General features: G+C 35.1%; 25 protein-coding genes. 15 read left to right on the forward strand and 10 right to left on the reverse strand.

Going from position 1 to position 26,658, the window contains the following annotated elements; translation table 11 throughout:
* The 8 genes from DHD80_RS08905 to DHD80_RS08940 all read right to left on the reverse strand — a co-directional run bounded on the left by DHD80_RS08905 (nucleotide 1) and on the right by DHD80_RS08940 (nucleotide 9,472).
* Nucleotides 1-1,230: a hypothetical protein gene (locus tag DHD80_RS08905; RefSeq protein ID WP_251740816.1), complete on the reverse strand. Its 1,230-nt coding sequence runs from the start codon at nucleotides 1,228-1,230 to the stop codon at nucleotides 1-3.
* Nucleotides 1,230-4,160, reverse strand: a complete 2,931-nt coding sequence (locus DHD80_RS08910) for a hypothetical protein (protein WP_251740817.1) — start codon at nucleotides 4,158-4,160, stop codon at nucleotides 1,230-1,232. The genes DHD80_RS08905 and DHD80_RS08910 overlap by 1 nt, the downstream gene beginning before the upstream one ends.
* Before the next feature lie 4 nt (nucleotides 4,161-4,164).
* Nucleotides 4,165-4,584 carry a T9SS type A sorting domain-containing protein gene (locus tag DHD80_RS08915; RefSeq protein WP_251740818.1) on the reverse strand — a complete coding sequence of 140 codons (420 nt, stop codon included), beginning with the start codon at nucleotides 4,582-4,584 and terminating at the stop codon, nucleotides 4,165-4,167.
* 1,025 nt (nucleotides 4,585-5,609) lie between these two features.
* Nucleotides 5,610-6,194, reverse strand: coding sequence for a phosphatase PAP2 family protein (locus tag DHD80_RS08920; RefSeq protein WP_251740819.1), 585 nt, complete (start codon nucleotides 6,192-6,194; stop codon nucleotides 5,610-5,612).
* Between the two features lie 59 nt (nucleotides 6,195-6,253).
* Nucleotides 6,254-7,873 carry a glycosyltransferase family 39 protein gene (locus tag DHD80_RS08925; protein WP_251740820.1) on the reverse strand — a complete coding sequence of 540 codons (1,620 nt, stop codon included), beginning with the start codon at nucleotides 7,871-7,873 and terminating at the stop codon, nucleotides 6,254-6,256.
* 15 nt (nucleotides 7,874-7,888) lie between these two features.
* Nucleotides 7,889-8,659: a glycosyltransferase gene (locus DHD80_RS08930; RefSeq protein WP_251740821.1), complete on the reverse strand. Its 771-nt coding sequence runs from the start codon at nucleotides 8,657-8,659 to the stop codon at nucleotides 7,889-7,891.
* Nucleotides 8,660-8,885: 226 nt separating this feature from the next.
* On the reverse strand, nucleotides 8,886-8,996 hold the full coding sequence (locus tag DHD80_RS08935) for a hypothetical protein (protein WP_251740822.1): 111 nt from the start codon (nucleotides 8,994-8,996) through the stop codon (nucleotides 8,886-8,888).
* An 11-nt stretch (nucleotides 8,997-9,007) separates the two neighbouring features.
* Complete coding sequence (locus DHD80_RS08940; protein ID WP_251740823.1) at nucleotides 9,008-9,472, reverse strand: response regulator transcription factor; 465 nt, start codon at nucleotides 9,470-9,472, stop codon at nucleotides 9,008-9,010.
* 319 nt (nucleotides 9,473-9,791) lie between these two features.
* Here DHD80_RS08940 and DHD80_RS08945 point away from each other — a divergent pair, with 319 nt between their 5' ends.
* The 15 genes from DHD80_RS08945 (at nucleotide 9,792) to DHD80_RS09010 (ending at nucleotide 25,861) form a co-directional block, all read left to right on the forward strand.
* Nucleotides 9,792-11,048, forward strand: coding sequence for a site-specific integrase (locus DHD80_RS08945; RefSeq protein WP_251740824.1), 1,257 nt, complete (start codon nucleotides 9,792-9,794; stop codon nucleotides 11,046-11,048).
* Between the two features lie 325 nt (nucleotides 11,049-11,373).
* A complete protein-coding gene (locus DHD80_RS08950) occupies nucleotides 11,374-13,551 on the forward strand; it encodes a peptidase domain-containing ABC transporter (RefSeq protein ID WP_251740825.1) in 2,178 nt (725 codons plus the stop codon).
* An 89-nt stretch (nucleotides 13,552-13,640) separates the two neighbouring features.
* A complete protein-coding gene (locus DHD80_RS08955; protein WP_251740826.1) occupies nucleotides 13,641-14,852 on the forward strand; it encodes an HlyD family efflux transporter periplasmic adaptor subunit in 1,212 nt (403 codons plus the stop codon).
* A 10-nt stretch (nucleotides 14,853-14,862) separates the two neighbouring features.
* A complete protein-coding gene (locus tag DHD80_RS08960; protein WP_251740827.1) occupies nucleotides 14,863-16,566 on the forward strand; it encodes a helix-turn-helix domain-containing protein in 1,704 nt (567 codons plus the stop codon).
* Between the two features lie 101 nt (nucleotides 16,567-16,667).
* The gene (locus DHD80_RS19895; RefSeq protein ID WP_279347017.1) at nucleotides 16,668-16,796 is read left to right on the forward strand and encodes a hypothetical protein; all 129 of its coding nucleotides are present in this window, start codon (nucleotides 16,668-16,670) and stop codon (nucleotides 16,794-16,796) included.
* A gap of 63 nt (nucleotides 16,797-16,859) precedes the next feature.
* A complete protein-coding gene (locus DHD80_RS08965) occupies nucleotides 16,860-19,028 on the forward strand; it encodes a prolyl oligopeptidase family serine peptidase (RefSeq protein WP_251740828.1) in 2,169 nt (722 codons plus the stop codon).
* Nucleotides 19,029-19,178: 150 nt separating this feature from the next.
* Complete coding sequence (locus tag DHD80_RS08970) at nucleotides 19,179-20,000, forward strand: RteC domain-containing protein (RefSeq protein ID WP_251740829.1); 822 nt, start codon at nucleotides 19,179-19,181, stop codon at nucleotides 19,998-20,000.
* Nucleotides 20,001-20,251: 251 nt separating this feature from the next.
* A complete protein-coding gene (locus DHD80_RS08975; protein WP_251740830.1) occupies nucleotides 20,252-20,527 on the forward strand; it encodes a helix-turn-helix domain-containing protein in 276 nt (91 codons plus the stop codon).
* 3 nt (nucleotides 20,528-20,530) lie between these two features.
* On the forward strand, nucleotides 20,531-21,178 hold the full coding sequence (locus DHD80_RS08980; protein ID WP_251740831.1) for a hypothetical protein: 648 nt from the start codon (nucleotides 20,531-20,533) through the stop codon (nucleotides 21,176-21,178).
* Complete coding sequence (locus DHD80_RS08985; RefSeq protein ID WP_251740832.1) at nucleotides 21,162-21,818, forward strand: ATPase; 657 nt, start codon at nucleotides 21,162-21,164, stop codon at nucleotides 21,816-21,818. The genes DHD80_RS08980 and DHD80_RS08985 overlap by 17 nt, the downstream gene beginning before the upstream one ends.
* Nucleotides 21,815-22,942 carry a hypothetical protein gene (locus tag DHD80_RS08990; protein WP_251740833.1) on the forward strand — a complete coding sequence of 376 codons (1,128 nt, stop codon included), beginning with the start codon at nucleotides 21,815-21,817 and terminating at the stop codon, nucleotides 22,940-22,942. The genes DHD80_RS08985 and DHD80_RS08990 overlap by 4 nt, the downstream gene beginning before the upstream one ends.
* Before the next feature lie 266 nt (nucleotides 22,943-23,208).
* Complete coding sequence (locus tag DHD80_RS08995) at nucleotides 23,209-23,478, forward strand: transposase (RefSeq protein WP_251740834.1); 270 nt, start codon at nucleotides 23,209-23,211, stop codon at nucleotides 23,476-23,478.
* Nucleotides 23,478-23,831 carry an IS66 family insertion sequence element accessory protein TnpB gene (gene tnpB / locus DHD80_RS09000; protein WP_251740835.1) on the forward strand — a complete coding sequence of 118 codons (354 nt, stop codon included), beginning with the start codon at nucleotides 23,478-23,480 and terminating at the stop codon, nucleotides 23,829-23,831. The genes DHD80_RS08995 and tnpB overlap by 1 nt, the downstream gene beginning before the upstream one ends.
* A 42-nt stretch (nucleotides 23,832-23,873) precedes the next feature.
* Complete coding sequence (locus tag DHD80_RS09005) at nucleotides 23,874-25,352, forward strand: IS66 family transposase (protein WP_251740836.1); 1,479 nt, start codon at nucleotides 23,874-23,876, stop codon at nucleotides 25,350-25,352.
* Nucleotides 25,353-25,363: 11 nt separating this feature from the next.
* Complete coding sequence (locus DHD80_RS09010) at nucleotides 25,364-25,861, forward strand: DUF6398 domain-containing protein (RefSeq protein ID WP_251740837.1); 498 nt, start codon at nucleotides 25,364-25,366, stop codon at nucleotides 25,859-25,861.
* A gap of 13 nt (nucleotides 25,862-25,874) precedes the next feature.
* Here the strand turns inward: DHD80_RS09010 and DHD80_RS09015 are convergent, their stop codons facing one another.
* Together DHD80_RS09015 and DHD80_RS09020 are read right to left on the reverse strand one after the other, a co-directional pair.
* Complete coding sequence (locus tag DHD80_RS09015; RefSeq protein ID WP_251740838.1) at nucleotides 25,875-26,147, reverse strand: hypothetical protein; 273 nt, start codon at nucleotides 26,145-26,147, stop codon at nucleotides 25,875-25,877.
* Nucleotides 26,148-26,201: 54 nt separating this feature from the next.
* Complete coding sequence (locus tag DHD80_RS09020) at nucleotides 26,202-26,657, reverse strand: PaaI family thioesterase (RefSeq protein ID WP_251740839.1); 456 nt, start codon at nucleotides 26,655-26,657, stop codon at nucleotides 26,202-26,204.
* Nucleotide 26,658: the final 1 nt, after the last annotated feature.

Raw genomic sequence — 26,658 nt, forward strand, 5'->3', positions numbered from 1 at the left:
TTAATTGTTTAAATCTAAATTATAATTCCCTCCGTCCATATCGTTATAAGCCATTCCTCCATTTCCCTTTTTGAGAATTTCATTTCTTTGTAATGTATTACCCGTTGCGCCTGGGAAGAAAGCTACGGTATCTGCGTAATCCCTTATGGTAATAAAAGTATTATCGTAAAAAGTGTTGCTATTGCTTTTATTCTCTACATATAAGCCTATTCCCCCATCAGAAGAATGAAAATTATTCGTAAAAGATGAGTTTTTAACATCACTTAAATGCAGGGCATCGGCATAAAATGAATTTTTTGAATATTCTAGTCCATCACAATTATAAAGTTCGTTCAAATGGGCCGCGTTTCCGGTAACAGTTCCAGAATTTCCGATTATGGCAACACCCGTCATATAAAGGCTTCCACCGGCCCTTCTATTCAAGGTTATTGGATTATATGCGTTATTTACTGAAGAGAAGGAGTTGTTCTCTATTACTACATCGTTCCAAGCCACATTTTCAATGGCCCGATCCTTGGCGTCCACAATAATATTATTCAATATGTTGGCATTTCTTCCGGTACCGCTTAAACTTATAGCCATTCCATATTTAGATGTCGTACCAAGGTTGTTAAAATAGCAATCCTTTACAGTTACATCTTCAAATCTTGAAATATCGTCCCAATCATGATTTACCGTTTCAATAGCCATTCTTCCTATATCCTGAAATATGCAATTAATAATCATTATTTTGCTGGACCTATAGGGTCCCTGGGATGTAAATTTTAAACCGTTTGTATCAATTTTTGGACTTGAAAAGCGGCACCCATCAAACAGGATATTTTCCGCATTTGTCTGACTAAAATTAATGAGTCCCCCAAAATTTATTGCAGTAGTAGAAGATGTGGAATTAAAAGTTACATTTTTAAAAGAAATGTTGTGCGCGTCTTCTTCAAATTGAATTAAGGTTTCCAGGTTACCAGAAATTACCACACCATCAGCCGCCCCTGTAATATTCAGGTTGTAGATATTCCTTAAGTTAATCCTGGAGTTTAAAGTATAAGTACCGGGAAGTAAATACAAGTTCGAATCTGATTTTAATCCAGCTATTAGTTCATTTATATTGCTTATTTCCGTAAAATTTTCTAAAATTTCATTTTGAGGTGTTTTCAAAGAATAATAATAACCTTGGGCAAATAATGAATTACCACTAAAAAAAATAAGGAATAAACTAAATATAAGTACTTTCATTATAATACAATATAAGAATTGTTACCAGTTTTTCGTATAATTCCTCCAGTATAAGCATCATTGTTTCCAATACTGGTATTTCCTCCAGAATTACCGTTGATAACAACACCTGATGCACCTTTTACTGTAAAAGTAGTACCGTGTACTTCAATATTTATAACATCGCCAACTGCCATAGCTATAAAATTAGAATCAATCGTTAAAGTTGCGGATAAAGTACACGCAATGGTATTTCCAACATCATTAGTTTTTATATTTCTAGAAGATGAAAATGGTACTACCAAAGCTTTTTTAGCATAATTTTCTTCAACTTGTTTTAATATTTCTGCTTTAATACTATCTACCTCTGACTGTGTATAAACTTGAGGCGCTCCGGTTAGACTAGAGTAATTTCCATCAAAATCATCTGCCCCATTCGTATCCCAACCCTCAAAGTTTACAGCGTTACCCCCAGATATGGAGAGGGATGAGCCTTCTAGCACCAATTCTTGGGGTGTCCCATTCCCAATTTCAATGCCTGCTATGAGATTATCAATTTCTGTAGTAGTATATAGCTGTGGGATATTGGTAAGGTCCTTATAGCTTCCACTGAATAGGATTGGTTTATCCATTAAATCTGAATAGCTTCCAGAAAAATCATCACTTGCATTGGTATCCCAACCTGTAAATGATATTGAATTACCGCCAGTAATAGAAAGAGCATCACCCTCCAGAATCAAATCTTGGGGAGACCCGTTCCCAGTTTCAATACCTGCTATAAGATTATCAATTTCTGTAGTAGTATATAGCTGTGGGATATCGGTAAGGTCCTTATAACTTCCACTAAAGAGGATTGGTTTATCCATTAAATCTGAATAGCTTCCGGAAAAATCATCTGCCGCATTCGTATCCCAATTTTCAAAAGAAATAGAATTACCCCCGGTTATTGAAAGAGTATTGTCCAATAAACTAAGGGATTGCACTACAGCTTCACCACCTTCATAGCTCACAAAAAGGCTGTCAATTTGTGAAGCTGTGTATAATTCGGGAACTTCAATAAGATCTGCAAACCTTCCGGAAAAATCATCAGTAGCGTTAGTGTCCCAATTTTCAAATGAGATCGAGTTTCCACCGGTAATAGAAAGAAGGTTTTCTTCCAGGGATAGTGATTGCACGATGCCTTCGCCGCCTTCCACACTAATTAACAAACTGTCAATTTGTGATGCCGTATATAATTCGGGAACTTCAATAAGATCTGCAAAGCTTCCGGAAAAATCATCAGCAGCGTTCGTATCCCAGTTTTCAAATGAGATCGAGTTTCCACCAGTAATAGAAAGGAGATTTTCTTCCAGGGATAGTGACTGCACCATTCCTTCTCCACCTTCCACATTAATTAACAAACTGTCAATTTGTGACGCCGTATATAATTCGGGAACTTCTATGAGATCTGCAAAGCTTCCGGAAAAATCATCAGCAGCGTTGGTGTCCCAATTTTCAAATGAGATCGAGTTTCCACCAGTAATAGAAAGGAGATTTTCTTCCAGGGATAGTGACTGCACCATTCCTTCTCCACCTTCCACATTAATTAACAAACTGTCAATTTGTGACGCTGTATATAATTCGGGAACTTCTATGAGATCTGCAAAGCTTCCGGAAAAATCATCAGCAGCGTTGGTGTCCCAATTTTCAAATGAAATAGTGTTACCTCCAGTGATAGAAAGTTGGGTTTCTTCAAGCAGTAGGGTGGGAGCAATGCCTATGCCCCCATCTATGTTGATTAATAGTTCATCAATTTCATCTTTGTTATACACCTGAGGGGTATTAATTAGATCTAAGTAATCACCGGAAAAATCATCAGATGAATCTATGTCCCAATTTTCAAAAGAAATAGTATTTGCGCCTGTAATACTTAATTGATTCGCATTAAGATTGAGCGATTGTACAGTTCCTTCACTGCCATTTAGGTTTACTACGATGCTATCAACTTGGGCTGCTGTATATAATTGCGGAATCTCCAATAAGTCAGAAAATTTTCCGGAAAAATCGTCCAGAGCATTGGTATCCCAGTTTTCAAATAAAACACTATTTCCTCCAGAAATAAGAAGTTGATCTCCCTCCAGATTTAAAGATTGTGTAATCCCTTCTCCGGCAGAGATACCGTTTAATTTTTCATCTATTTCGTATCTGTCGTAAATGTCGGGTTTATTCAATAAATCATTGTAGTCGCCCGAAAAATCATCATTGGCATTGGTATCCCAACCAGTTAGATTGATTGAATTACCTGAAGAAATTGAAATTCTAGCACCATTAAGATCCAGTTTCTGGTAGTTCGAGTTATTATTGTCACGATTCCCCTTTCTCAAAAGGTCATTTATTTCCTCTTTATTATAAATCTCCGGTATGCCGGATAGACTGGAATATTGTCCGTCAAAATCATCGCTGGCATCTTTGTCCCAATTTTCAAAAGCCATCTCCGTTCCTAAGATATCTGCTGAATTGAAGTGGGTGAGATCAGAAATCTGTGATTCCATAATTTCTCCTGTAAAGTTTTCTGTAGATTTTGAATATAGCGCATAAGGGACACTTGTGAGTTGACTAACTCCCGCAACCTTAAAGTCTGCTTCCCCATTAGGATCTACATAAGTCTCTATATAGTATAAGCCTTTATTCCATGGAATATCTTTAAAAGTACCTTTAGCTATTTCTCCAGTCCCAATTTCTAAACTAACCAGTCCGTTGTCATTAGTTTTTTTATAATGATGCTCCTCATAAACTGTGGAACCCGACTTAGACCCTTTTTTTATTAATATTTTAAGATCAACCATGGAGTTACTCACAAGTTGTTGATCCCCATTTCTAATAATTGCCTGAAAGCTGAATTTTTCCGGAGCCTGGGCGAAACACTCCAAGCTAAAGAAAATCAATATAAGTAGGGAAAGAATTGATCTCATTGCACTATTTTTTAATTAATTTTAATGTTTGGATTGTGTTATTAGTTCCAATAACCTTTAAAAGATATATGGAGGTAGGTAGTTCTTCAACTGGAATAATTGTTTTTGAACCACTTATAGCGGCAGTCTTTAAAAGTTTTCCGCTAATGGTATAGAATTCATAATAGTATTTTTCTTTCTCATATTCCGGAATACTGAGGATGACATAATTGGTCATAGGATTCGGATAGGCTTTCATGATAATTTGCTTTGGAGGAGCCTTTTTGGTTATTATCTCTGTATAAACAGCACTTTGCTGTACACCTTGGAGAAGCACTACATCCTGAGCATTGTTATGTTCATAAAAAGTTTGACCAATCGAAAATGAGATTGAACCCTGGTCATTGATACCATCGGTTCCAGATGCATTTATAGATTGCATCATAAGTGTAGGTTCTGCTGAAAGATTAGCTTGTTGATTCTCCTGGCTGTAAGTGAATAAAGGAGCGAACAAAAGCAATCTGAGTAAAAAGTTTTTTTTCATTTAGGGCGTGAAAAAAATCGTTAAAATCAAATATATAAGACGCTAAAATAAGATTGTAAAATCGATATAAGCAAGAAAAAACACGACAAAAGGTATATATTTTCTTAAGCTAATCATAAATAATTTTTTATTTTATTTAAATTTAATGAGCTTTTCCATAAAATAAAGCTTAAATAAAAACTTCAGGTATTGGAGATTAAATTACTATAAAATAGAAGTTTAAGTGTTTTATAATAAAAGAAGTCATATTGTGATTTCTATCAAAAAAATACATGTTTTTTATCTTAAAGATTTGTAAAGGAAAATTTTTGAAGTTTGTGATTATGTAGGAAAAATATTTCCGTAAAATTCTATTAATGATAAAGTTGTAAGAAATTTCTGAAAATATTGTGAAGGTTTGAAATGGTATTTTAATGATTTAGCTATTAGAATAGACCGGAAAAATATGCATGTTTATTTTTAACCGGAAACTCCCGATCTGTGAAGTTTAACCTCGTAGCTGAATAACACCATTCTATTCCATTTGCTAACTTCGAGGAGCAGTTATATCTACCATATCCAAGTCTGTAAATCTACAGGTTCTGCCTGTAATCTCTTCTTCTGCTTGTATACTTTGAATAGTAAAAAAAAGGCTTTCATTGTGAACATACTTACAAAGAAGTTTTTCATTTGGTTTATTTTATGATTCTGAAGAAGTATTAAGAAAATATTATACCTAAAATCTAAATTTTTGGTAAAGCTTTGGAATTGGGCATGTAAGGATTGCTATCTCATTTTTCATCCCATCAGCTCTATGTGGAATATCAGCATTTTTTCTACAATATGTGGATTACCCACCCGCTTTGCGAAGTTTACAACTCACAACCTTAGGTTGTTTGGAGAATGGTCGGATTAAAAAAGTTTTATGTGAAGCTTCGAAATTAATTTTAAAACTGGTACCGGAACCCTAACAAATAATGGTCGCTACTGCTTTTAAAAGTGAGTTGCATATGCTCCTGCTGGTATGGAGTAGTGAAGATTAGAGTACTTCCAATTCCTACAACCGCACCGGCAAGAATATCATACCCGTCATGTTTATCGGCATTAATCCGGGAAAAGCCGGTGAAGCCCGCGGCAAGATATGCCGGGATACTGTATTTAAATCCGTAGCGTTTATGGATAAAAGAAGCACTTTGAAAAACGGTGGAAGTATGACCTGAAGGAAAGGCATTATCACCGTTTCCATAAGGTCTTGGTTTATTTAAAGCGATCTTTAATCCAAAAGTTACTGCCTGATTTGTTAAAAAAGCTTTGGTGAATTGCCATGATCCTTCCTTATCCTTTAAAATAAAAGTTGTGGCTAGGGTAGTGGCGGGTACTGCAAATAGAAAAAAATCCCCTGCATTTTCGATATTCTTATCATTATGCTTAACCAGCTGGGAACTCCCAACAAATGGGAAAGCAAAAAGGAGAAATATTAATATGAATTTTCGAAAAAGGGAAAGCTTATTATTTAAAGTGTTTTGGGGCATATTATATCAATTGGATGCAATACTAGAAAAAGATTCTAAAGAAATACTATACCTTAAGTTTAATAATATATCCTCCATTCATTAAAATCTTTTTCGTGGTTATACCAGTCTAAAATTTCCTGAAGTGAATCATTTAAAACTTTTGTTTTTTTAATAAGTACAGCAGAATTTTTAATTGTGAGAGCCTGGCTAAATCTTCTGAATTCCCCATCAATCCGAAGATCATAGTAACTTTTTTTATAATCTTCATCGCTTTCAAAACTCAAATTTCGGAAAGTTTTATAATCCTGCTCTGCAACTGTCACGATTTGGGCATCTGTATAAAATGCTGCGGAAGGAATCAATTTATCATAAATAAAAAGCCTTTGAAGTGAAGGTTTGGTGGTGTTGATAAAACTAACCGGCTCTTTCACACTATTAATAACCGATGGATTACTGCTTGCAAAAATACTGAAGCTTATAAGAAGGGTACAGGAGAACAGGAAACCAGGGAATAATAATTTAATACTTTCAGAAGCATCAAATTTCGTAATTAGAAAAACGGCGAGCGCAAGAATTATAATTATCGTGAGCATAGAAATATATGAAATAGCGAATATTCCCAAAAATCCTGTAATCATAATTCCCAATATCAATAACCCAATAAGGGCATAAATGATCCCATTAAAAATACGCATCCAGTTTTTGGATATTTTTATAAAGAGATAGCCACCTAACAATGCTAGGAATGGATATAGAGGTAAGATATAAAGCACCAGTTTAGAAGAGAAGAAAGAGAAAATAAGGAGATTGATTAATATAGTTAAAACCAACAATTTAAGCCCGACATCTTGTTTTATAAGCTTCTTTTTCTTTATTAATTTCAAACAAATCAAAGCAACCCAGGGTAACCCAATTGCAGGAGCCAGTAAGAAATAATACCACCAGGGTTCATCACGGTGAAAGCTTTTTGCATTTACAGTCCTGTCTATTAGTTGCCTGTCTATAAAATAATCCCAAAGTTGCGGATTCGCATGTATCACAGCGACAAACCAGGAAGAGGAGATGATTAAAAATAAGAATGTTCCCAGTATATGATGCAGGGTAATTCTAAAACCTTTTTTTAAAAGTATATTATAAATAATCACAAAACTTATAAATGGAAGAAGGACCACGGGACCTTTTGTTAAAAAGCCAAGGCCAAGGAAACAACAACCTGCATATAAATATATTTTTTTGTTTTCAGCTACGTATTCGAGCCAACTATATATCGACAATAGAAAAAAGGTTGTAAGATAAGCATCTGTGGTTAGGTTCCTAATGGAAATTAATACGATAGGAAATGAAAAATAAATTAGAGTGGAGGCATAAGCAATCTCCTTATTTTTAAACAACCTATTTCCAATTTTATAGATTAAGATCAATTGTATAATTAAAGCAATTCCAAGAAAAAATCGCGCTCCAAATTCATTTGTTCCAAACATTTTATAACCTAAAGCGGTAATATAATAAGTTAGTGGTGGCTTATGAAAATGTTTAATTCCAAGTTTGGTAGGGTTTAAATAATCCCCATTTTCCGCCATTTCCCGACTTATTTCTGCATAGCGGGCTTCACTGGTTTCAGATAAACCATAACTTCCTAAACCAATGTTTAGGACACAAAAAATAATTAGAAGTGTAACAATTAATCTTTTAGACATTATAAATAGCTGAGATTAATTAGGAAGGATTTCAGTGTTTTCTTCTACAGGAGATTTAACTGCCCCTGCGGATGTTGCCGGATGACTAGTTTGATAATTGATATAACTTTTTTTCATCCATAAATAGGCAAAACAATCAAATAATGGTTTTATGAGTCGGTTTCTAAGTCCGAATTTTGGTGTGCCGGCGGTTCGGGGAAAATGCTTAATTGGAACCTGTTTTATTCTTCCTTTCTGTAATAGGATCATAGCGGGTAAAAATCGGTGTAAACCTTTAAACATGGGAATTCGTTGAGCATATTCAGTTTTAATAATTTTCAGGGGACATCCGGTATCATCCATCCCATCATCAGTAAAAGTTCTTCTAATGGTATTGGCTATTTTAGAAGTGAGATTCTTTTTAAAGCTATCTTTTCGGTTAGATCTAACACCGGTGACCAGTTCATGATCTTCAATTTCTGCCAGTAATAACCCAAAATCCATTGGACTTGTTTGCAGATCACTATCTATATAGCCCACCAGGGATGTCCTAACATGATCAAAACTAGCTTTTATGGCACTACTCAGGCCGTAATTCTGATTAAAACTTAAATAGTGAAAATTTGAGTTTTTGGATACAACTTCTTTTATAAGCTTCAGGCTGCTATCTGAAGAACCATCATTTACAAATAGAGCTTTTACGGGAATGCTGGCAATATCAATATATTTTTGGACCTCTTTTTCCACTCTAAGAATATTTCCTTCTTCGTTGTAAACCGGAATAATGATCGTAAGAGTATGTGTCATGAAAACCAATGATTTTTGTAAAAATAGAAATAGATTCTTAAGTCATTCTAAAGTGTTGAAAATTCTTGTTTCTGAATTTTTTCTATGGTCGATCAGAATCAAAATACTTATAGCAATAACTGAAACTATGGGAGAAAAACAGCGATCCAAAAAAAGATCTCTTTTTTTCGCTCTTTAATTGGGGTTACCCGTAAATTAGAATAGGTAAAATACCAAATGCTTAGGATTAGAACCAGACAGGTAAAAAAAATAAGGCTTCCATAGAAATAACCGGTATGCAAGTCCTATCCAGATAATCTGAAATTTCAGTCCCAAGTGTTGTGGTTGCGATAATCACCAACCAAAAGTTTATTCTTTCCTGGTAAGATTTATGGGGTAATTATTCACAAAAGTCGTTCTTTCAACAGGTTTTAAACAAATTTCGTTAAATTCCAGAATTTCATTACCCTGATAAATTCCTCTTCGTATGATTGCTTTAATACGTGAGTTAAGTTCTGCCAGGTGAAAGGGTTTGGTCAAATAATCATCGGCTCCCAGATCCAAACCTTCGAGTTTATCTTCTAAAGAACTGTTTGCTGAGATAATAATTACCCCGGTTGTTGTGTTGTTCTTTTTTAAATTTTTAAGAACTTCAATCCCGCTACCCGAAATAAGGTTAATGTCCAGAACAATAATATCATACTTGTAAAGTTCAACTTTTGAAATTGCTTCTTCGTAATTTGATGCAGTTTCGCAAATCGAGCCATCCTGTTTAAGGTAGTTTGCAATGGAAAGTTGCAATTCTTTTTCGTCTTCGGCAATTAGATATTTCATCCAAAAAGATTTAAAAGGAAAGTTAAGTACACTTTCTCAATTAAATCTAAAGAAATGAAAGGTAAAATAGGATGAAAAAAAGCCCTGAATTTTCAGGGCTTTAGTGTGCATTTGTGATCGCACCAGGATTCGAACCTGGGACCGCCTGCTTAGAAGGCAGCATTTTTGAATACACCTGAATACAAACTAAAGGGTGTAAATCTGTAAAACAGCATATATAGCAGTATTCGACCTCATTTGATAGCGATTGATATCAAAAATATGTGTGCGTAAAGTGTGCGTAATTTTAGCTAAATTTATATTGTAAATAGGAAAGGAAATGGCAAGAGCGAGATTAGTTTTAGATACACGGGTGAAGTCAAAATATTCCAATGATGGTCTGTTTCCAATTACTATTAGAATTTTTCATAAAAAACCTCGAATGATCCGTCTTCCGTATAGTACTTCCAAATCTGGATGGGATGATAAAAATATGTTGCTTAAGAAATCGGCTGTTGCAAATAAAGATGTTGAATGTGATAAAATTAATACCTTAATTTATAACAAACTGCATTTAGCAAAGTCTACAATTTACAATTTAGGAGATACAATCAACATCATTTCTGTTGATACCTTAGTAGAAAACATTAAAAAGTGTTGGGATGAACAACTGGATTCTAAAGTAAAACAAAACTTATCTAATGAAATTACTTTGGATAATTGGGGTCAGATTTTAATCGATCGTAAATTAAAGGCTAATAAACCAGCTACAGCAAAATGGTATAAAGACTCCATCACCGCTTTTACACAATTTAATGAAGGTAAATCGGTGAAGCTATATCAAATAACAGTTACATTTTTGAAAAATTTTGAAATGGAGCATATTTCCAGAGGAAATTCGAAAAACGGCATAAGTTCTTATATAAGAGCTATCCGGGCAATTTATAACAGCGCTTTAAGAGAAGAAAAGTATAATAATTTAAAAAATCCTTTTTTAAATTATAAAATTCCATCAACTGGAAGGACAAAAAAGAAAGCTCTCTCAAAAGAAAAAATTGTGGCTATTAGAAATTTAAAATATGAAAAATTTTCCAATCTCTGGCATACAAAGAACTACTTCTTATGTATGTTTAATTGTAGAGGAATGAACCTTATTGATTTAGCAAAGTTAAGAGTTAAAGATATAAGGAATAATAGAATTTTTTATGGTCGAAGTAAGACGGGAGATCCTTTATCTGTAAAGGTGACCATAGAATTTGCCAAAATTTTAGAATTTTATATTCAGGATAAAGATAAAGACGATTTTATTTTTCCTATCGGATATGATGGTTCCGTTAGCACTTTTAAAAAATATAGATCTGATAGAAGGTTAGTAAATAAATTGCTTAAAAAGATTGCTGAAGATGCAGGTATTGATGAAAAGATCACCTCATATTATATTCGGCATTCCTGGGCAACCATAGCTAAAAATATGGGTATTTCGACTGAAATAATAAGTGAAGGTTTAGGTCATCATTCATTAAAAACTACAGAAATCTATCTCAAAAGTTTTGATAATACAGTTCTGGATGATGCAAATGATTTAATAGTAGCTTAATATATAGCTCTAATTTTCAATAAATTTGTTTTAATAGCCTTTTAGTATATTTCTATTCCAGATTAAATAGCAAGATTACCTTTTTAAAATTTCTGGTATCACCATATCATTTTTTTACATAAATTTATAAATTCCAATTACTTACGAAGCTCTTTATAATTGCTTGGTAAATTTTTTTTGTGGTCGTGATAAAATCTATTTTCACCCAAAGGATAGATTTGTAGTGTTTTGACGAATAGGCCGTTATTTATAAATAGTCTGTTAATTCGCCTTCCTTCATTTTTGTTATAGATTAATTTAGTGCTTTGATTTTCAATTGGGTGTCATGTTTGGTGCAATTAATTTTCCGGCTTATCGTCAGCTTGATCAAATGGATTGTGGGCCTACCTGCCTAAAAATCATTACAGAATTTTACGGCAGACATTTCAATATAGATTTTTTACGTGAAATCTCATCCCAACAAAAAGGAGGAGTATCCTTTCAGGGTCTTTCACAAGCAATGGAAAGAATTGGATTAGATTCTGTTGGCATTAAAGCTAACTTAAAGGAACTGATTGAAGATATTCCACTTCCTGCAATTGCTCACTGGGAACAGAATCATTTTTTGGTGATATATAAAACTGATAAACGAAATGTTTTTGTTTCAGACCCGGCCATAGGAAGAATAAAATATTCTCATAATGAATTTCAGGTGCGATGGTCAGGTAAGAATGAAAATGAGGGCGTATTACTCCTTGTCCAACCTAAAGAGGATTTTCTGGATAACGATAATGAAGAAGCTAAGCCGGAAGGAATAGGATTTTTACTCGAATATCTTAGTCCGTATAAAAAATATATAGGACAAATCACCTTGGGTTTATTCACTGCGATGTTAATTCAGTTAATCCTTCCTTTTCTAACTCAAAGCATTGTGGATTACGGGATCAATTATGAGAATCTTGATTTTATATACCTGATCGTTATAGCACAACTTTTTTTATTTCTAACACGTTCCGTCACAGAGGTGATTCGGGATTGGCTCTTACTGCACATCAGCACCAAAGTTACCATCGCTATGGTATCGGATTTTCTGGATAAACTTTTGAAACTTCCAATTACTTTTTTTGACTCAAAAACCACCGGCGATTTTATGCAGAGGATTTACGATCATCAAAGAGTAGAGGAATTCCTGAGCGGCCAATCCCTGAGTATATTTTTTGACCTGCTTAGCATAATAGTTTTTGCTTTTGTTTTAGGAATTTTTGATAGTACGATACTTCTAATCTTCTTGATTGGAACTTCTTTGTTTTTAGGGTGGTCTCTTATATTTATGAAAAAGAAAGAGGTTCTGGATCACCAGCAATTTGATTTGCATAGAAAGGAGCAATCCCATTTTCTTCAAATCATTATGGCGGTGATGGAAATCAAACTTAACAATTCTGAAGAAAGAAGAAAATCGGAATGGAAGGTGAACCAATCCAGGCTTTTTGGTTTACAATCAACTATCCTGAAGGTTGATCATAGTCAAATTAAGGGCGGTAAATTTATTAATGAAATTACGGGCATCCTGATTGTTTTTTGGTCAGCAAAGGCAGTTATATCAGGGGAAATATCCTTAGGTACCATGCTGGCAATCCAATTCATTGTAGGAAGTCTTTACATACCAATTTCTAATACCATCGATTTCCTAGTAGGCTATCAAAAAGCAAAACTTTCTTTAAAAAGATTGGCGGAAATTCATAATCAAAAATCTGAAGTATATCAGAATGAAAGAGTTGGTTTAGAGTTTAAAGGCGATATAAAACTCGAAAATATCTCGTTTAATTATGGGGAACAGGGATCAAAAGCTGTTCTCAAGAATGTTTCTACAATTTTTCCAAACAGAAAAGTTACTGCCATTGTGGGAGCTAGTGGATCTGGTAAGACGAGCCTTCTGAAAATATTATTGAAATTATATAAACCTTGTGAAGGCAGGATAAGTATTGGAAACGAAAATTTCGAACATATTCAAGTAAACAACTGGAGAAGGATGTGTGGTGTGGTTTTACAGGATGGAATTTTATTCAATGATACCATCGAACGAAATATCACAGAATCAAAATCTGATGAACCATTAAACCAAAAGCGATTAATAGAATCGGTTGAAATGGCCAATTTGACCGGTTTAATTAGTTCACTCCCTCTTGGGTATCAAACCAGGATTGGTGAACAGGGACAGCTATTAAGCGGGGGAGAGAAACAAAGACTTCTAATTGCAAGGGCGATATACAAAGATCCTAAATATTTATTTTTTGATGAAGCTACAAGCTCCTTAGATGCTGAAAACGAAAAAATAATAACAGAAAACCTGAATCTTTTTTACCGGGATAAAACAGTAATTATCGTAGCCCATAGGCTATCCACGGTAAAAAATGCAGATCAAATACTGGTTATGGACAAGGGAAATATCGTGGAACGAGGGAATCACCAAGAGTTACTATCTCAGAAAGGTGTTTACTATACATTAATAAGAAATCAACTTTAAATTTAACCATTATCGAAAAATTCAAAAAATATAAAAATGATAATATTCTTCAGCGTGAACCCGGTTGGATATTACGGAATGGCACTAAGTTGACATTTGTTTTCTTTGTATTATTACTAATTTCCGCTGCCAATTTTCCATTTAATGAAGTTATTCAAGGAAAGGTAATTGTCACCTCTCAAAATCCACCCGTACATATAAAAGCAAAATCTGGAGGTAAAATTTTAGCGATTAACTACCAACCCGGAGATTTAGTTTTTAAGGGGGATATTTTAGGAGAACTGGAAAATGATTCAAACACAAAAGATGTTGTAAATCTACGAGCTAATTTAGATACCGTTTTCAATATTCAAACTCTCAAAGATTTAAATGAGATTTACCCTCCACATTTAATTTTAGGCAACGACCTTCAATTATATTACAATGCTTTTTTAAGTAATTATCATCATTTGATACTTGAAGCATCACTGAATGACCAATCTATTCATGATCATCAAATGAGGCAGGAATTATCAAATCAGCTTTATTCCATTGATAGTAAAAAAGAAGAATTATCTATCGCTAAAAGAAATCTTGAAGTCTCGGAAACCAATTATAAGAGGTTTCAGGAATTATTTAATAAGGGGGTGGTTTCTCAGGTTGATCTTGAAAATATAGAAAAAGATTTCTTAATGCAGCAGCGCCAATTTCATTTTTTAAATCAACAGTATTATCAGTTAACTTTAGAAAATAAGGGTATACATTCCAAATTGCAGCTTTCGAACAATACATCCTTAAGAACGAAGCGTAATCTAGAGGTTGATCTACTATTATCTCAACAGAATTTAATCAGTGCTATCCAAAAATGGGAAGATACCTACCTTTTGAAAAGCCCCATTGATGGCCGATTATCTTATTTTGAAGTTTGGGGAGAATATCAGAATGTAGAAGTAGGAGAATCAGTATATAGTGTTGTTCCCGATATTCAGCAGGATCTGATAGGGAAATGCATAATCCCCATTCGGAATGCAGGAAAGTTGAAAACAGGGCAAAAGGTAAATTTAAAGCTGGATAATTATCCTTATCACGAATGGGGAATGGTTAGAGCCAAGGTAGGATCGATTTCACAGATACCCAAAGGAGGAGACAATCCTGGTTACATTGTTTACTTAACTATTAATGATCTGAAAACCTCTTATGGTAAAGAATTAGAGTTTCATCAGGAATTAAATGGAACAGCAGAGATTTTACTGAAGGAAGTAACATTGATAGAACGGATTTTTTATCAATTCCGTCATTTATGGTCAAGTAGAGAATTTTAAATGGTTGAACATGATTTTTTCTTCTGTAATAAATCTTTCCCTGTGCCGCTCACTGTTGTTCGTGGCTTTGACTTTATTTATTTATAAGCCATTATTATTTGCCCAGGATAATATAAAACAGAGCACTACCATTTATTCAGTTAATTCATCTTTTCTAGAATTGCATGAACTTGAGGCGGCGGCTATGGCAGATTCTAAAATTGACGAACTAAATAAGATTGTAGAAGTCCATTCGCAGAAGGCTAAAAAAGAGAATGATCCCGTTGAACTAGCCAGAGCTTATTACTACAGAATTTTGACGGAGAAGCCTGAACGCGCAATTATTTATTCAGATTCCATGATCGAGATTACTGAAAACAGCGAACATCCAAACTACCCGACTCTTGGCTATATTCTCAAAGCAAATGTGCTTTATGATCAGGGTAAATTTCAACCTGCATTAGATAATTTTTTAAAAGCCTATAATCTGGCTTTGGAAAAGAATAATATGGAAGATCAGCGTGAAATTTCCCTTGCCATTGCTGCCATAAGGAATATTAACGGGCAACATTACGCCGCCGCCGATTTATATAAGCGATCCCTTAATCTTTTAAAACAGAAATCAAATTCAACCGAAGATTATTACGAGGATTATTCAACTCTGTTATATAACCTCTCACTTACCTACCTGAGATTGTCACAATTGGATACCTCAAAATATTATGTTCAGAAGGGAATTGATTTGTCAAGATTAGAGAACAAAAAAGAAGATTTTAAGGATTTTGTTTTGGTGGATGCTCAGATAAATTTTTATAAAAAGGATTTTAAAAGGGCCAAGGATACACTTCTAAAATATATTGACGATTTTGACGGTACCAGTAAGGCGATCAAGCTTTATTATTTGGGAAAAATTGAAAAAAATTATGGAAATGATAAGGTCGCGCTTAAATATTTTAAAACCATAGATTCCATCGTCTCCTCAACAGAGGATCCTTTTAACGAAGTAAAAGATGTTTATCAGCAATTAATAATCAATTCGGTTTTAGAAGACGAAGAAAAGGAACAAATTGGCTATATAGAAAAACTAATATATTATGATAGTGTTTTGTCCTCAGAGCATGAAAATATTGCAAATCAGGCAATAGTTGCTTATGATATCCCGGATCTGAAAAGACAAAAACTTAAAGCTGAAAATCAACTCAAAACAAAAAATTTATATGTGACATTGATTGCTATTCTGGCTGGTCTGGCTGTTCTTATTGGCTTATATTTTTTTATACGCTCCAGAAAAATGAATGCAAGGTTAAAACTTCTTATGGAAGGATCGGAAATGGAAGAGGGAAAATCTAAGGCCATTACAGAGCATCCTTCTTCCATTCCGGAGGAAATTAGAAAGGATATTTTAGAAAAACTGGCTGTATTTGAAAAATCAGATCGCTTTATGAGCAAAGATTTGGATATGTATGGCCTGGCCCAACAAATAGGTACCAATACTACCTATTTGTCCACTGTAATCAATCATTACAAAAAGATGAATTTTCCAACCTACGTCAAGGATTTGAAAATTAAAGCGGCAATAAATCAACTGAGTAAGAATCCTGATTTATTGAAATATAATTATCAAGGTTTAGCGGAAATTTTTGGTTTCAAAACAGGGGAATCATTTTCGAAAGCCTTTTACAAGAAAACTGGGGTATATCCATCTAAATTTTTAAATGAATTAAAATCACGCTAAACAACACGTCATTTATAAATGGAGGGTTAACCTTTTTGCAGCCTGTACCCAAATGTGATTATTTAGTACTGAAATTTATTAATCCATTAAATATTCTAATTATGAAAAAAGAACTAAAAGATTTTAAAGGAAGAGCCCTTAAAAATTTACACCAAATTAAAGGTGGGGGAGAAGATGGTCCAATTGACAGGGATAAGATCAAAACTCCGAAAGTTGGAAAACGAGATTGAAATTAAATCCGTAAAAAAATTCCCGGATCAAAATCCTGATTCGGGAATTTCAAAAAATGAAAAATGAAAAAATATATCAAATATTTTCTATTCTATTCTTTGTGTTTTTTCCTTTCGGTTTCTTTTGCCCAGGAAGGAAAGAGCAATCATTTGGTTTATCCCCAAATCCTCAAAAAACCAACTTCCGAAATACATTATGGAATAAAAGTCTTAGACGAGTATTCAAATTTAAATAAGCTAGAAGATAGTTCGGTGAAAAATTGGTTCAAAGCTCAGGATTCTCTGGCTGAAAAGTATTTTGCTACAAATGACTTAATGAAAGAATATTTAGAGAAATTTAAAAAATACCAAAATAATGCTCAATCCTCCTTGAGTATGGTTCGTATTAGTGAAAATGGAAATTATTTTTACTTAAAATATGATGATAGTTTGGGATATGAAAAATTGTTTTTTAGGGAGAATCTTGCTGATAAAGAAAAAGAATTATTCGATCCTTCCCAGTATAATTCTGGTAATCCGTCAATAACTTATCTAAACCCCTCATTTGACGGAAAAAAGATCGCAATTGGTTTTAATGACAATGGTAGTTTTTCAAGTACAATCTTAATTTATGATCTTGAAACGAATCAGATTTTAAGAGAAGTGATTACAAATATCAATCCCGATTTTGGGGGAATAGAATGGTTGCCGGATAATTCAGGATTTATCTATTTATTTTTTCCGGAAGTAGATAATTCCCAACCGGGTTATAAGAAGAACTCTTTTTCTGTTATTTATAAATTAGGTGAAAACCCCGAAGATAGAAAACCAATTTTCCAGTCTCATTATGACTTACATATTTCTGAAGATTTTTATCCTAAAGTAAAAATAGGATCGAGCCTGGATAATTATATCATTGGTTATATAGCCAGTTCTGATGATTATTATGACAGCTATATAGCTACCATTTCAGATGTCCTACAAGGAAAACCAGATTGGAAACCATTCTTCAAAAAAGAAGATGCGATATTCTACGATCAGGGAGAGGTTCGTGGTGATAAATTTATTTTCCGCCAAGGAAATTTAAACGGGAATCTATTGGGGAAAGTAAGTATCGAAAATCCTGATTTCACTAATCCGGCTGTTTTGGCAGAAGGCAGTAAAGAGAATCCTATTATTAAATTTGAAGTAACAAAGGATAATATTTATTTCGCACGGTCCTTATATGGAGCAAATGTTTCTTTATATGTTCTCAACTCTTCAAATAAGATCAGACAATTACAACCTCCTTTTGATCCCGGTTATGCTACCTTTTTTGGGGAGTCTGTAAAACACAATAATGTTGGGGTGGGTATGGATGGTTGGACTTCTGATTATACCCGCTATTTAATAAATGAAGATGGAAGTTTCTCAAGAGAAGCACTTTCACCTCTATTGGCTTATCCAGAGTTTGAAAATATTATAACGGAACAAATAATGGTTACCTCCCATGATGGGGTAGAAGTTCCTTTATCGCTGGTTTATAAGGAAGGTCTGGAAAAAAAATCAGCAAATGAAGTATTTATGTATGTATATGGTGCATACGGGGAAAGTTTGAGTCCATTTTTCTCTCCTATGTTTTTAGATTGGGCAGCCCAGGGTGGAATTTTGGCATTCCCTCATGTTAGGGGAGGCGGAGAAAAAGGGAAGGAATGGCACAAGCAGGGAATGAAGAATCTTAAATTTAATTCCTGGAAAGATCTTATTGCCTGTACCGAAGCTCTAATAAATTTGAATTTTACGGAACCAGGATTAATTTCACTTTATACCAGCAGTGCAGGAGGGATTACAGCCGGAATGGCTGTAAACGAACGTCCGGATCTTTTTTCTTCCTTTATAGCTGATGTTCCGCGACTAAATCCTTTTGGTCTGGAATCATCCAGCACGGCCAGCAGTACGAGTTACCTTGAGTATGGAACGGTCAAAGACAGTACAGAATTTTCGGGTCTTGTAAAAATGGATCCATACTTAAACATACGGTCTAAAATGGCTTATCCGGCAGTTCTTGTAATGCCGAGCTATAACGATGACCGTATTCCATTATGGGATAGTGGCAAATATATAGCTAAACTGCAAAATAGTAATCAGACAAATAATCCTGTTTTATTGGATATCGACTATCAAAACGGGCATGAAACAGCAGGTGATTATGATGAATCTGTCCGTCTATACAGTAAAATTTTCAGTTTCGCCAAATCCAATATGAAGCGTTAGTTATTTCATCCAGATTAATCAGAGTTTTCCTGTTTTTATTCCGATTGTTTATGAATGCAGCCCATTCATTTATAAAAGCAGATATCTAATATTATTTAAAGTGCAGGAATTACAGGATATTTAAGGTAGTATTTCTTAAATATCAATCTAATGGATTTTCTGATTACCGAGGATGAGCTTAAAAATGAGATTCAGGAAATTGAGCAAACTTTCCTAAATAAGAATGCTGCATACTTTGAAATAATTAACTACTGCCGTAAAGTATTAGAAACCTACCGAAAAGAGATTTATTTAAATGGCTTCCCGGATACTCCTTCAGAAATTCAGTTTTTTAAAAAACAGAAAACGATTCCTTTAACATATCAGATTTATTACGAAAACTTGCTATCCATCGAATTGGAAATTTCATCTATAGACGAATCCTCACAGTCGAAATTTATATCTAAAAAGATTCAAAAGATAAATAGTTTTCTTACTGGGCATAAAAATTTCCTTCGGTATATCGCCCTGGATCAGGAATACATGGATGAGATCTATTTCACCCGAAAATATTTTCATAAAGATCATATTGTTAATTATAGTCATTATGAAAGAGATCCCTTATTCAGCTGCTCCCACGATTTACTTTTGAGTGAATTGAATGCCCGTAATTTCTTGCTCAAATATCTAAATAATAAATTTCGGGTTAAAGAATCTGCTTCCATAGCTTATGAAGAACCTATAAAAATTAACTGGACTTCTTCTAAGGTGGCTCTAACCGAACTGATCTATGCCCTGCAGGTTAGTGGGAGCATAAATAATGGAAATACTACGCTGAAAGAACTGGTGGATATATTTGAGACATTAACAGGCTTAGATCTGGGAGACTACCATCATACTTTTTTAAGACTCAGGAGCCGCTCTGAACCTTTAAAATTTATCGATAAAATGAGAAATTCCATGCTTGAATATATGGAAGAGCTTGATGCGTGAACTTGAACATCCAAGCAGGAGCCAAGTTGGGTATTGGTTTCAATTGAAATAAATCATTTTAGCTTTATAAGCTTAACTATCATTTATATCCTATACTACCATTATTCTTCCTGAAAATCAATTTTGCCAAGTTGGTGATTGCTTGGCTAATTGTTCATTTGTTATCTACCAATTTTGTAATGAAAATCAATTCCAATCCCACTGCTTTAAAAATTATAACCTGCGGTGGGATTGTTTAAAAACAATTCATTATGCCAACGTCAATTATTACTACAGATGATTTAAGGGAGTTCAAAATAGAGCTCCTTGAAGAAATTCAGAAACTACTAGAAAAAGAATCCGGTAATATTTCTAAAAAATGGCTGAAATCCACCGAAGTCATGGAGATGCTAAAGATTAGTTCCGGAACTCTAAATGGTTTTAGAACAAAGGGGATACTACCATATAGTAAGATAGGAGGACTCATTTACTACGATTCAGCTATTATTCAAAAAATATTGACAGATAATCTAATCCAAAATGAATAAGCCATGAATTACATAAAACATTTAAACGCGGTGTTCAAGAGATTTTCTAAGGACTCTAGTCTGAATGCCACTCATATTAGTGTATATATGGCATTATTTCAATCCTGGAATATCCACCGTTTTAAAGAACTATTCTATATCCATAGGGATGAAATTATGGAAATGGCTAAAATTGGCTCCAATCCAACTTACCATAGATGCCTGAGAAAATTACACGATCAAAAATATATTCAATATCTGCCTTCCCATAATCCATATAAAGGGAGTAGGGTTAGGATGTTCATTTTCGATGCAAGCTCTAAACAAGTAGTGGGCAAGCATGAAACAAGTTCAGAACAAGTATTAACTCCTTCAATAAACTTAAATAAACAAAATAAAAACCTTAATAAACTTGAGCTCCCCCAAAGTGAAAATGAAGTATTAATTTTTTTTAAAAATAAAAATTGGCCGGAATTAGAAGGACGAAAATTTTACAATCACTACACTTCAATTGGCTGGTCGGTAAGAGGAAATATTAAAATCACTAATTGGCATGCAACTGCTGAGAGCTGGATGTTGAAAGCAAACGATTTTAGAAGTCAGTCATCAGTATTTCAAAATAGAGACAACCTTAAAACAACTAAATATAAAAATTATGGCGAACCCCTCTAGCATTGTAGAAGATGGAATTGAATATTCTCTTGGTAAATATGATGGAAAGAGAATAATTTACGATTTCCCTAAAATCCTGATTTTTCTTGAAGCCAAAGGTAAAATTCTTTTTGGGCAGCATTTTAAAATATTTGAAGAGGATAAAGATATTCTGTTTAAGCTCTCCAACTACTTTATTAAAGACTATATAAATTGTGAAAAGTTGCGGATTGATCCGGATAAAGGAATTTTGCTTACCGGTCCCGTGGGATGTGGTAAAACGAGCCTGATGAAGCTCATGCGGTATTTGGTGCCCCATCAAAGGAGCTACGTGGTTATGCCATGTAGGAATATTGTTTTTGCTTTTAATCACCTGGGATATAAAACTATTGAAGATTATGGAGATGAAGGTTTTTTCTGCTTTGATGATATGGGAATAGAGCCAATAGGAAGGCATTATGGTAGGGATTGTAATGTGATAGGGGAAATTCTGATATCTCGTTATGAACTTTTTCTTCAAACAAATTTAAAAACCCATGGCACCACAAATTTAAGTGCCATTGAAATTGAAGATATGTATGGCTCAAGAGTCAGGAGCCGAATGAAAAAGTTATTCAACCTTATTGATTTTGACTATAATACAAACGATAAACGAAAATGAAAATAGCAACCTTCAATGTTCAGAATTTATTCCATAGGGATAGAAGTTTTATGGAGAAATCTTATAAAGATTGCTCCGTGGATTGGTTTTATGAGATAGACTTTTTATTGGGGAAAACTAATAAATCGGATAAAGATAATGAGCGATTGAGAGAACTTTCATATATGGTAGGGATCGATAACTCATTGCAATTACCCTATGCGGTTATTAAAAGAAAATCAGGGTTTCTTTTTCTAAAAGGAATGAATTATTCTAAAGAATTGAAAGCAGGGGAACTTACTGACTGGAATGGATGGATAGCGTTGCAAAATGTACCATTGGAATCTTTAGCCATTGATAATAAAGCGAAGGTAATTGCAAGTGTGAATCCTGATATCCTAATTTTGCAGGAGATCGAAGATCGGGCTTCTTTAGAGGAGTTTAATACTGTTGTACTGCCCAAATTTGACTGTGAGCCATTTAAGGATTCATTTGTGGTGCAGGGAAATGATAAAAGAGGGCAGGAAATTGGAATTTTAACCAGGAAAGGATTTGAAATTCAATCGGTAAGAAGTCATATTTTTGATGTTAGCTTATCAGGAAGAAAAATTTTCAATAAAGATTTACTAGAGTACAAAATCCGAACAAAAGAGAAAAATACAATTTTTATTCTTGCCGCTCATTTTCAGGAAACCAGGAAAGATAATGATCTTTCAGGAATTTTTAGACGGGAACAGGCGGAAAATGTTGCTGAGATCTATAAGAAATTACTTGCTGAGGGTAAAGAAAATATTGCAATAGTGGGTACTCTTAATGCTGCATCTTTCTGCAATACCTTAATGCCCTTACTTCAGGAAACCAATTTGAGCGATATTACCAGGCATCACTCCTTTAATGTCGAATTTGATAAAGGAATAGATGCTGGATATTATAGCTTGGGCGCTTACCAGAAAGGAGTAAATATTAAACAAAAGGATTATTTGTTACTGTCTCCGGAGCTTTTCGCCAAATTGAAAAAATGTGGGCTAAATAGAAGAGGAGTTTGGCCCGAAAAAAGACCTATGTGGTCTATTTATCCAAATATTCAACGGAAAAACCAGGCCGCCAGTGAGCATCCTGCAGTTTGGGTGGAGTTGGATATTTAAATTAAATGTTTGAATTTTTTTGTAAACCTATTTCAAGAAATGACATATAGGTTACGGTTACGGTTCGTATGTTTAAGGAGTAAGGGACTCGGATTTGTTGTCTTAGTATTGGTTTATTGGTCAAGTTAATTATTTTCTTTCTACGGCTGCCGCTTATTGGCGATTAACCGTCTTTGTTGGGGCTAGTTATAATGTATGCGTCCGTCTAAGTGCATCTTTTCTGAACCCTTTGTAGATTATAATTTAGCGGTCTAAATATAATCAAAATGACCCGATCTTCAATTGCCACAGAAATGCGTAAGCTAGTCGATAACTATTATGAATCAGGACAAAGCCGATCCTCTTTTGCCCGTAATCACGGAATTAGCAAAGGAAAACTCTGTTATTGGATCCAGAAATTTCCCAAGGAGCAAGTTATAAAGCCCGCAAAAAGTAATTTTGTTTCCTTGTCGGCCGACCCTTCTACCACCCCAACATCCTCCAGGAGTATGCATATCCGTTTAGGTAATGGCGTAGAAATTGAAATTTCCCTGTAATGTTTGCCTTAAGTAGTTCCCTGAATTACCAGCTATATCTTCCTGGTACTGATATGCGTAAGAGTTTCGATGGATTATGTGGGCTGGTCCTTAGAGAATTAGGCCATAGTCCCCAGGATGGTTCAGTCTATATCTTTATCAATAAAGCTCGCAATAAAGTCAAGTTACTGCATTGGCAGTCCGGGGGCTTTGTGTTGTACTACAAGCGCCTGGAGCGTGGCACCTTTGAGTTGCCAAAATACGATGCATCCGTGGGAGGGTTACAGCTGGATTACACCCAACTGGTGATGCTTATCGACGGGGTGGCCATCACCAATATTACCCGAAGAAAGCGCTATAAAAAAGCCGGATAAATGCTGGCATATCTCTAACAAGGGTAGTATTTTAGCTGCCCGATGACCTATCAGGAGCTACAAAAAGAAAACCAGCAACTTCGCCAGTCCAATGAAACCTTCAAGGAGAAGATCTCCGCTTTGGAGGTACAACTCGGACAGCTCTACAAGCTGATCCAGGGCTTTAAATCGGAACGTTTTATTCCTGAAATACTTCAGCAGCAGCTATCGCTTTTTTCTGAAAATTCAGATAAAACCGGGCAAGTAGTCACTCCTAAAGAAACGATCAGCTATACCCGGGAAAAAAAGAAGCACCCGGGCCGTAATACCTTGCCGGAACACCTTCCGGTACGGGAAGTCATTCTTGAACCAGAGGAAGATGTAAGCACGCTAAAAAAAATAGGTGAGGAAGTTAGTGAAACCCTGGAGTATACCCCGGCCAGTCTGGTTAAAAGACGTACCATACGTCCTAAATATGCCAGGAAAAATGAGCAAGGGGTAGTCATTGCGCCACTGCCCACACGTCCTATCGAAAAATCTATTGCCGAAGCCTGTTTATTGGCTTATATCCTGGTGAGCAAGTATATTGACCATTTGCCATTCTATCGTCAGATCCAGCGTTTTAAACGGGAGTTTGGCTGGGAACCTGCCTCCAGTACTTTAAGTGACTGGATGGCGGGTTGTTGCCAGCTCCTGGAGCCCCTCTATAATACCCTGAAACAAAAAATCCTCACAGACGGTTACATCCAGGCTGATGAAAGTCCGATTAAGGTGCTGGATAGTGATAAAAAAGGCAGCACACATCAAGGCTACCAATGGGTCTATCACGACCCCTTGCAAAAACTGGTGCTCTTTAATTACCGTAGGGGACGTGGGCAACATGGTCCCAGGGAATTCCTTGACGGGTATAAGGGATACGTCCAATGTGATGGGTACAGCGTGTATGATAAAATCGGTGTAGATCCGGATATTACTATGGCCGGTTGTCTTGTGCATGCCCGAAGAAAATTTGTAGATACTCGGGATCAGGATAAAGAAAGAGCGGATAAAGCATTAGCCATATTTAGTGAAATTTATAGGCAGGAACGAGCGATCAAAGAAGAAGCAGCTGGTGATGCGGATATGCGAAAAGAACTAAGATTACAAAAGGTGTTGCCACTATTGCAACAGATCAAAACCTGGGTCCAGGAAGAACAGTTTAAGGTGTTGCCAAAAAGTGCTATCGGAAAAGCCATGACCTACTTTTTAAATCAATACCCCAAGTTCGAGGTGATCTTTGAGGATGGCAGGATCGAACTGGACAACAACCTTATTGAGAATGCCATTCGTCCGCTGGCCCTTGGCCGAAAAAATTTCCTGTTCGCAGGTTCCCACAGGGCTGCACAAGATGCGGCCATGTTATATTCTTTCTTTGGTAGTTGTAAAATGCAAGGTATTAATCCCCAAGAGTGGTTAGAGGATACCTTACGAAGGATACCCGATCATAACATCCAAAAGCTGGAAGAGTTATTGCCGGGGTACCACCGTACAGACAAACCATAAAAAACAAAACAATGACCAAAGAGCAGATTAAAGAAAGACAAAAACACCTTCTAGAGCTTACCGGGACCTTTTGCGCCCAGAAACTTGATGGGGAATATTTTGAGCTCTGCGAAAAGCTCATCAAAAAAATGGGCAGGAAAAGGGAAGTCCCTTTTAAAAGGGGAAAACTCGAAATATGGGCTGCTGCAGTAATATATGCCATAGGCTCTATCAACTTCCTGTTCGATAAATCTTTTGAACCCTATATCCCTTCCAAGGAGATCCACGATTATTTTGGCACCAAGCCTACAACAGTATCCAATAAAGCCAGGATCATTAAAGAAATGTTTGATATGTGGCATTTTAGCCCGGAGTTCTCTACTTCCAAAATGGAAGAAGACAACCCTTTTAACAATATGGTTATGGTTGATGATTTTATCGTTCCTGTTGACTCCCTTCCTGAAAATATGCAACAAATGGTACACCAGGCAAGGGCTGAAGGTAAAGACATTACTTTTACTACAAAATAATAAGATGATTAATCTAGCCCAGCAAATGAGCTGAACCCAGATATAAGGCGTAGTTGCTCGGACGGATACAAGAATAATTAGGGGTAAGCATCGGTGTTGGACTGATATTTTGAAATTTACCATCCTTATAATTAGAGAGTTGTTCATATTTTTGCCTGTCATCTTTGGTTGGAGAAGCCCCAAATTTATCTTGTTGCATAAAAAGCCAAAGAGCAAGAATTAAAATGGAAGCTATTACAATAAATACAATCATCACTTTTTTTAATTTTCGAAAAAACTTGTTCATCTTTTTTAGATAGAAAAATTTGATTCATTTAAATTCTTGAAAAAGCCAACACATCTAATCTTTTCCAGAAAGCTTATCACTATTTTCTTTTATTAATTTGCTAAAAACACAACGGGCAACTACTACGGGATTTTCTTGGTGGTCTTGAAAAAGTTGAATATCCACTTTAACGATGGTTTTCCCATCTTTAATCACTTGAGCCTTAGCTTCTATATCGATGGAGGTTGCAGCGTGTAGATAGTCTATGCGCATATCAATGGTATTGAGTTTGTCTTTGGGAGATTGCAGCGTAGTAGCAGCTGCAGTGCCACCTGCTGTATCTGCAATAGCAGCTAAAAACCCTCCGTGCCAACGCTCTTGAATGAAATCTCCAATGAATTCGTTTTTAAAAGGAACGTGAAGATGTGCATAACCCGACTTCACTTCCAAAATTTTTATACCTAATAGTTGATTAGCAGGCATCAATTCTTCAATGCCTTTTTTTAATAACTCAATAAATTCTTTTTGCATA

Source organism: Gramella sp. AN32 (assembly GCF_023718305.1).
Taxonomy (GTDB): Bacteria; Bacteroidota; Bacteroidia; order Flavobacteriales; family Flavobacteriaceae; genus Christiangramia; species Christiangramia antarctica.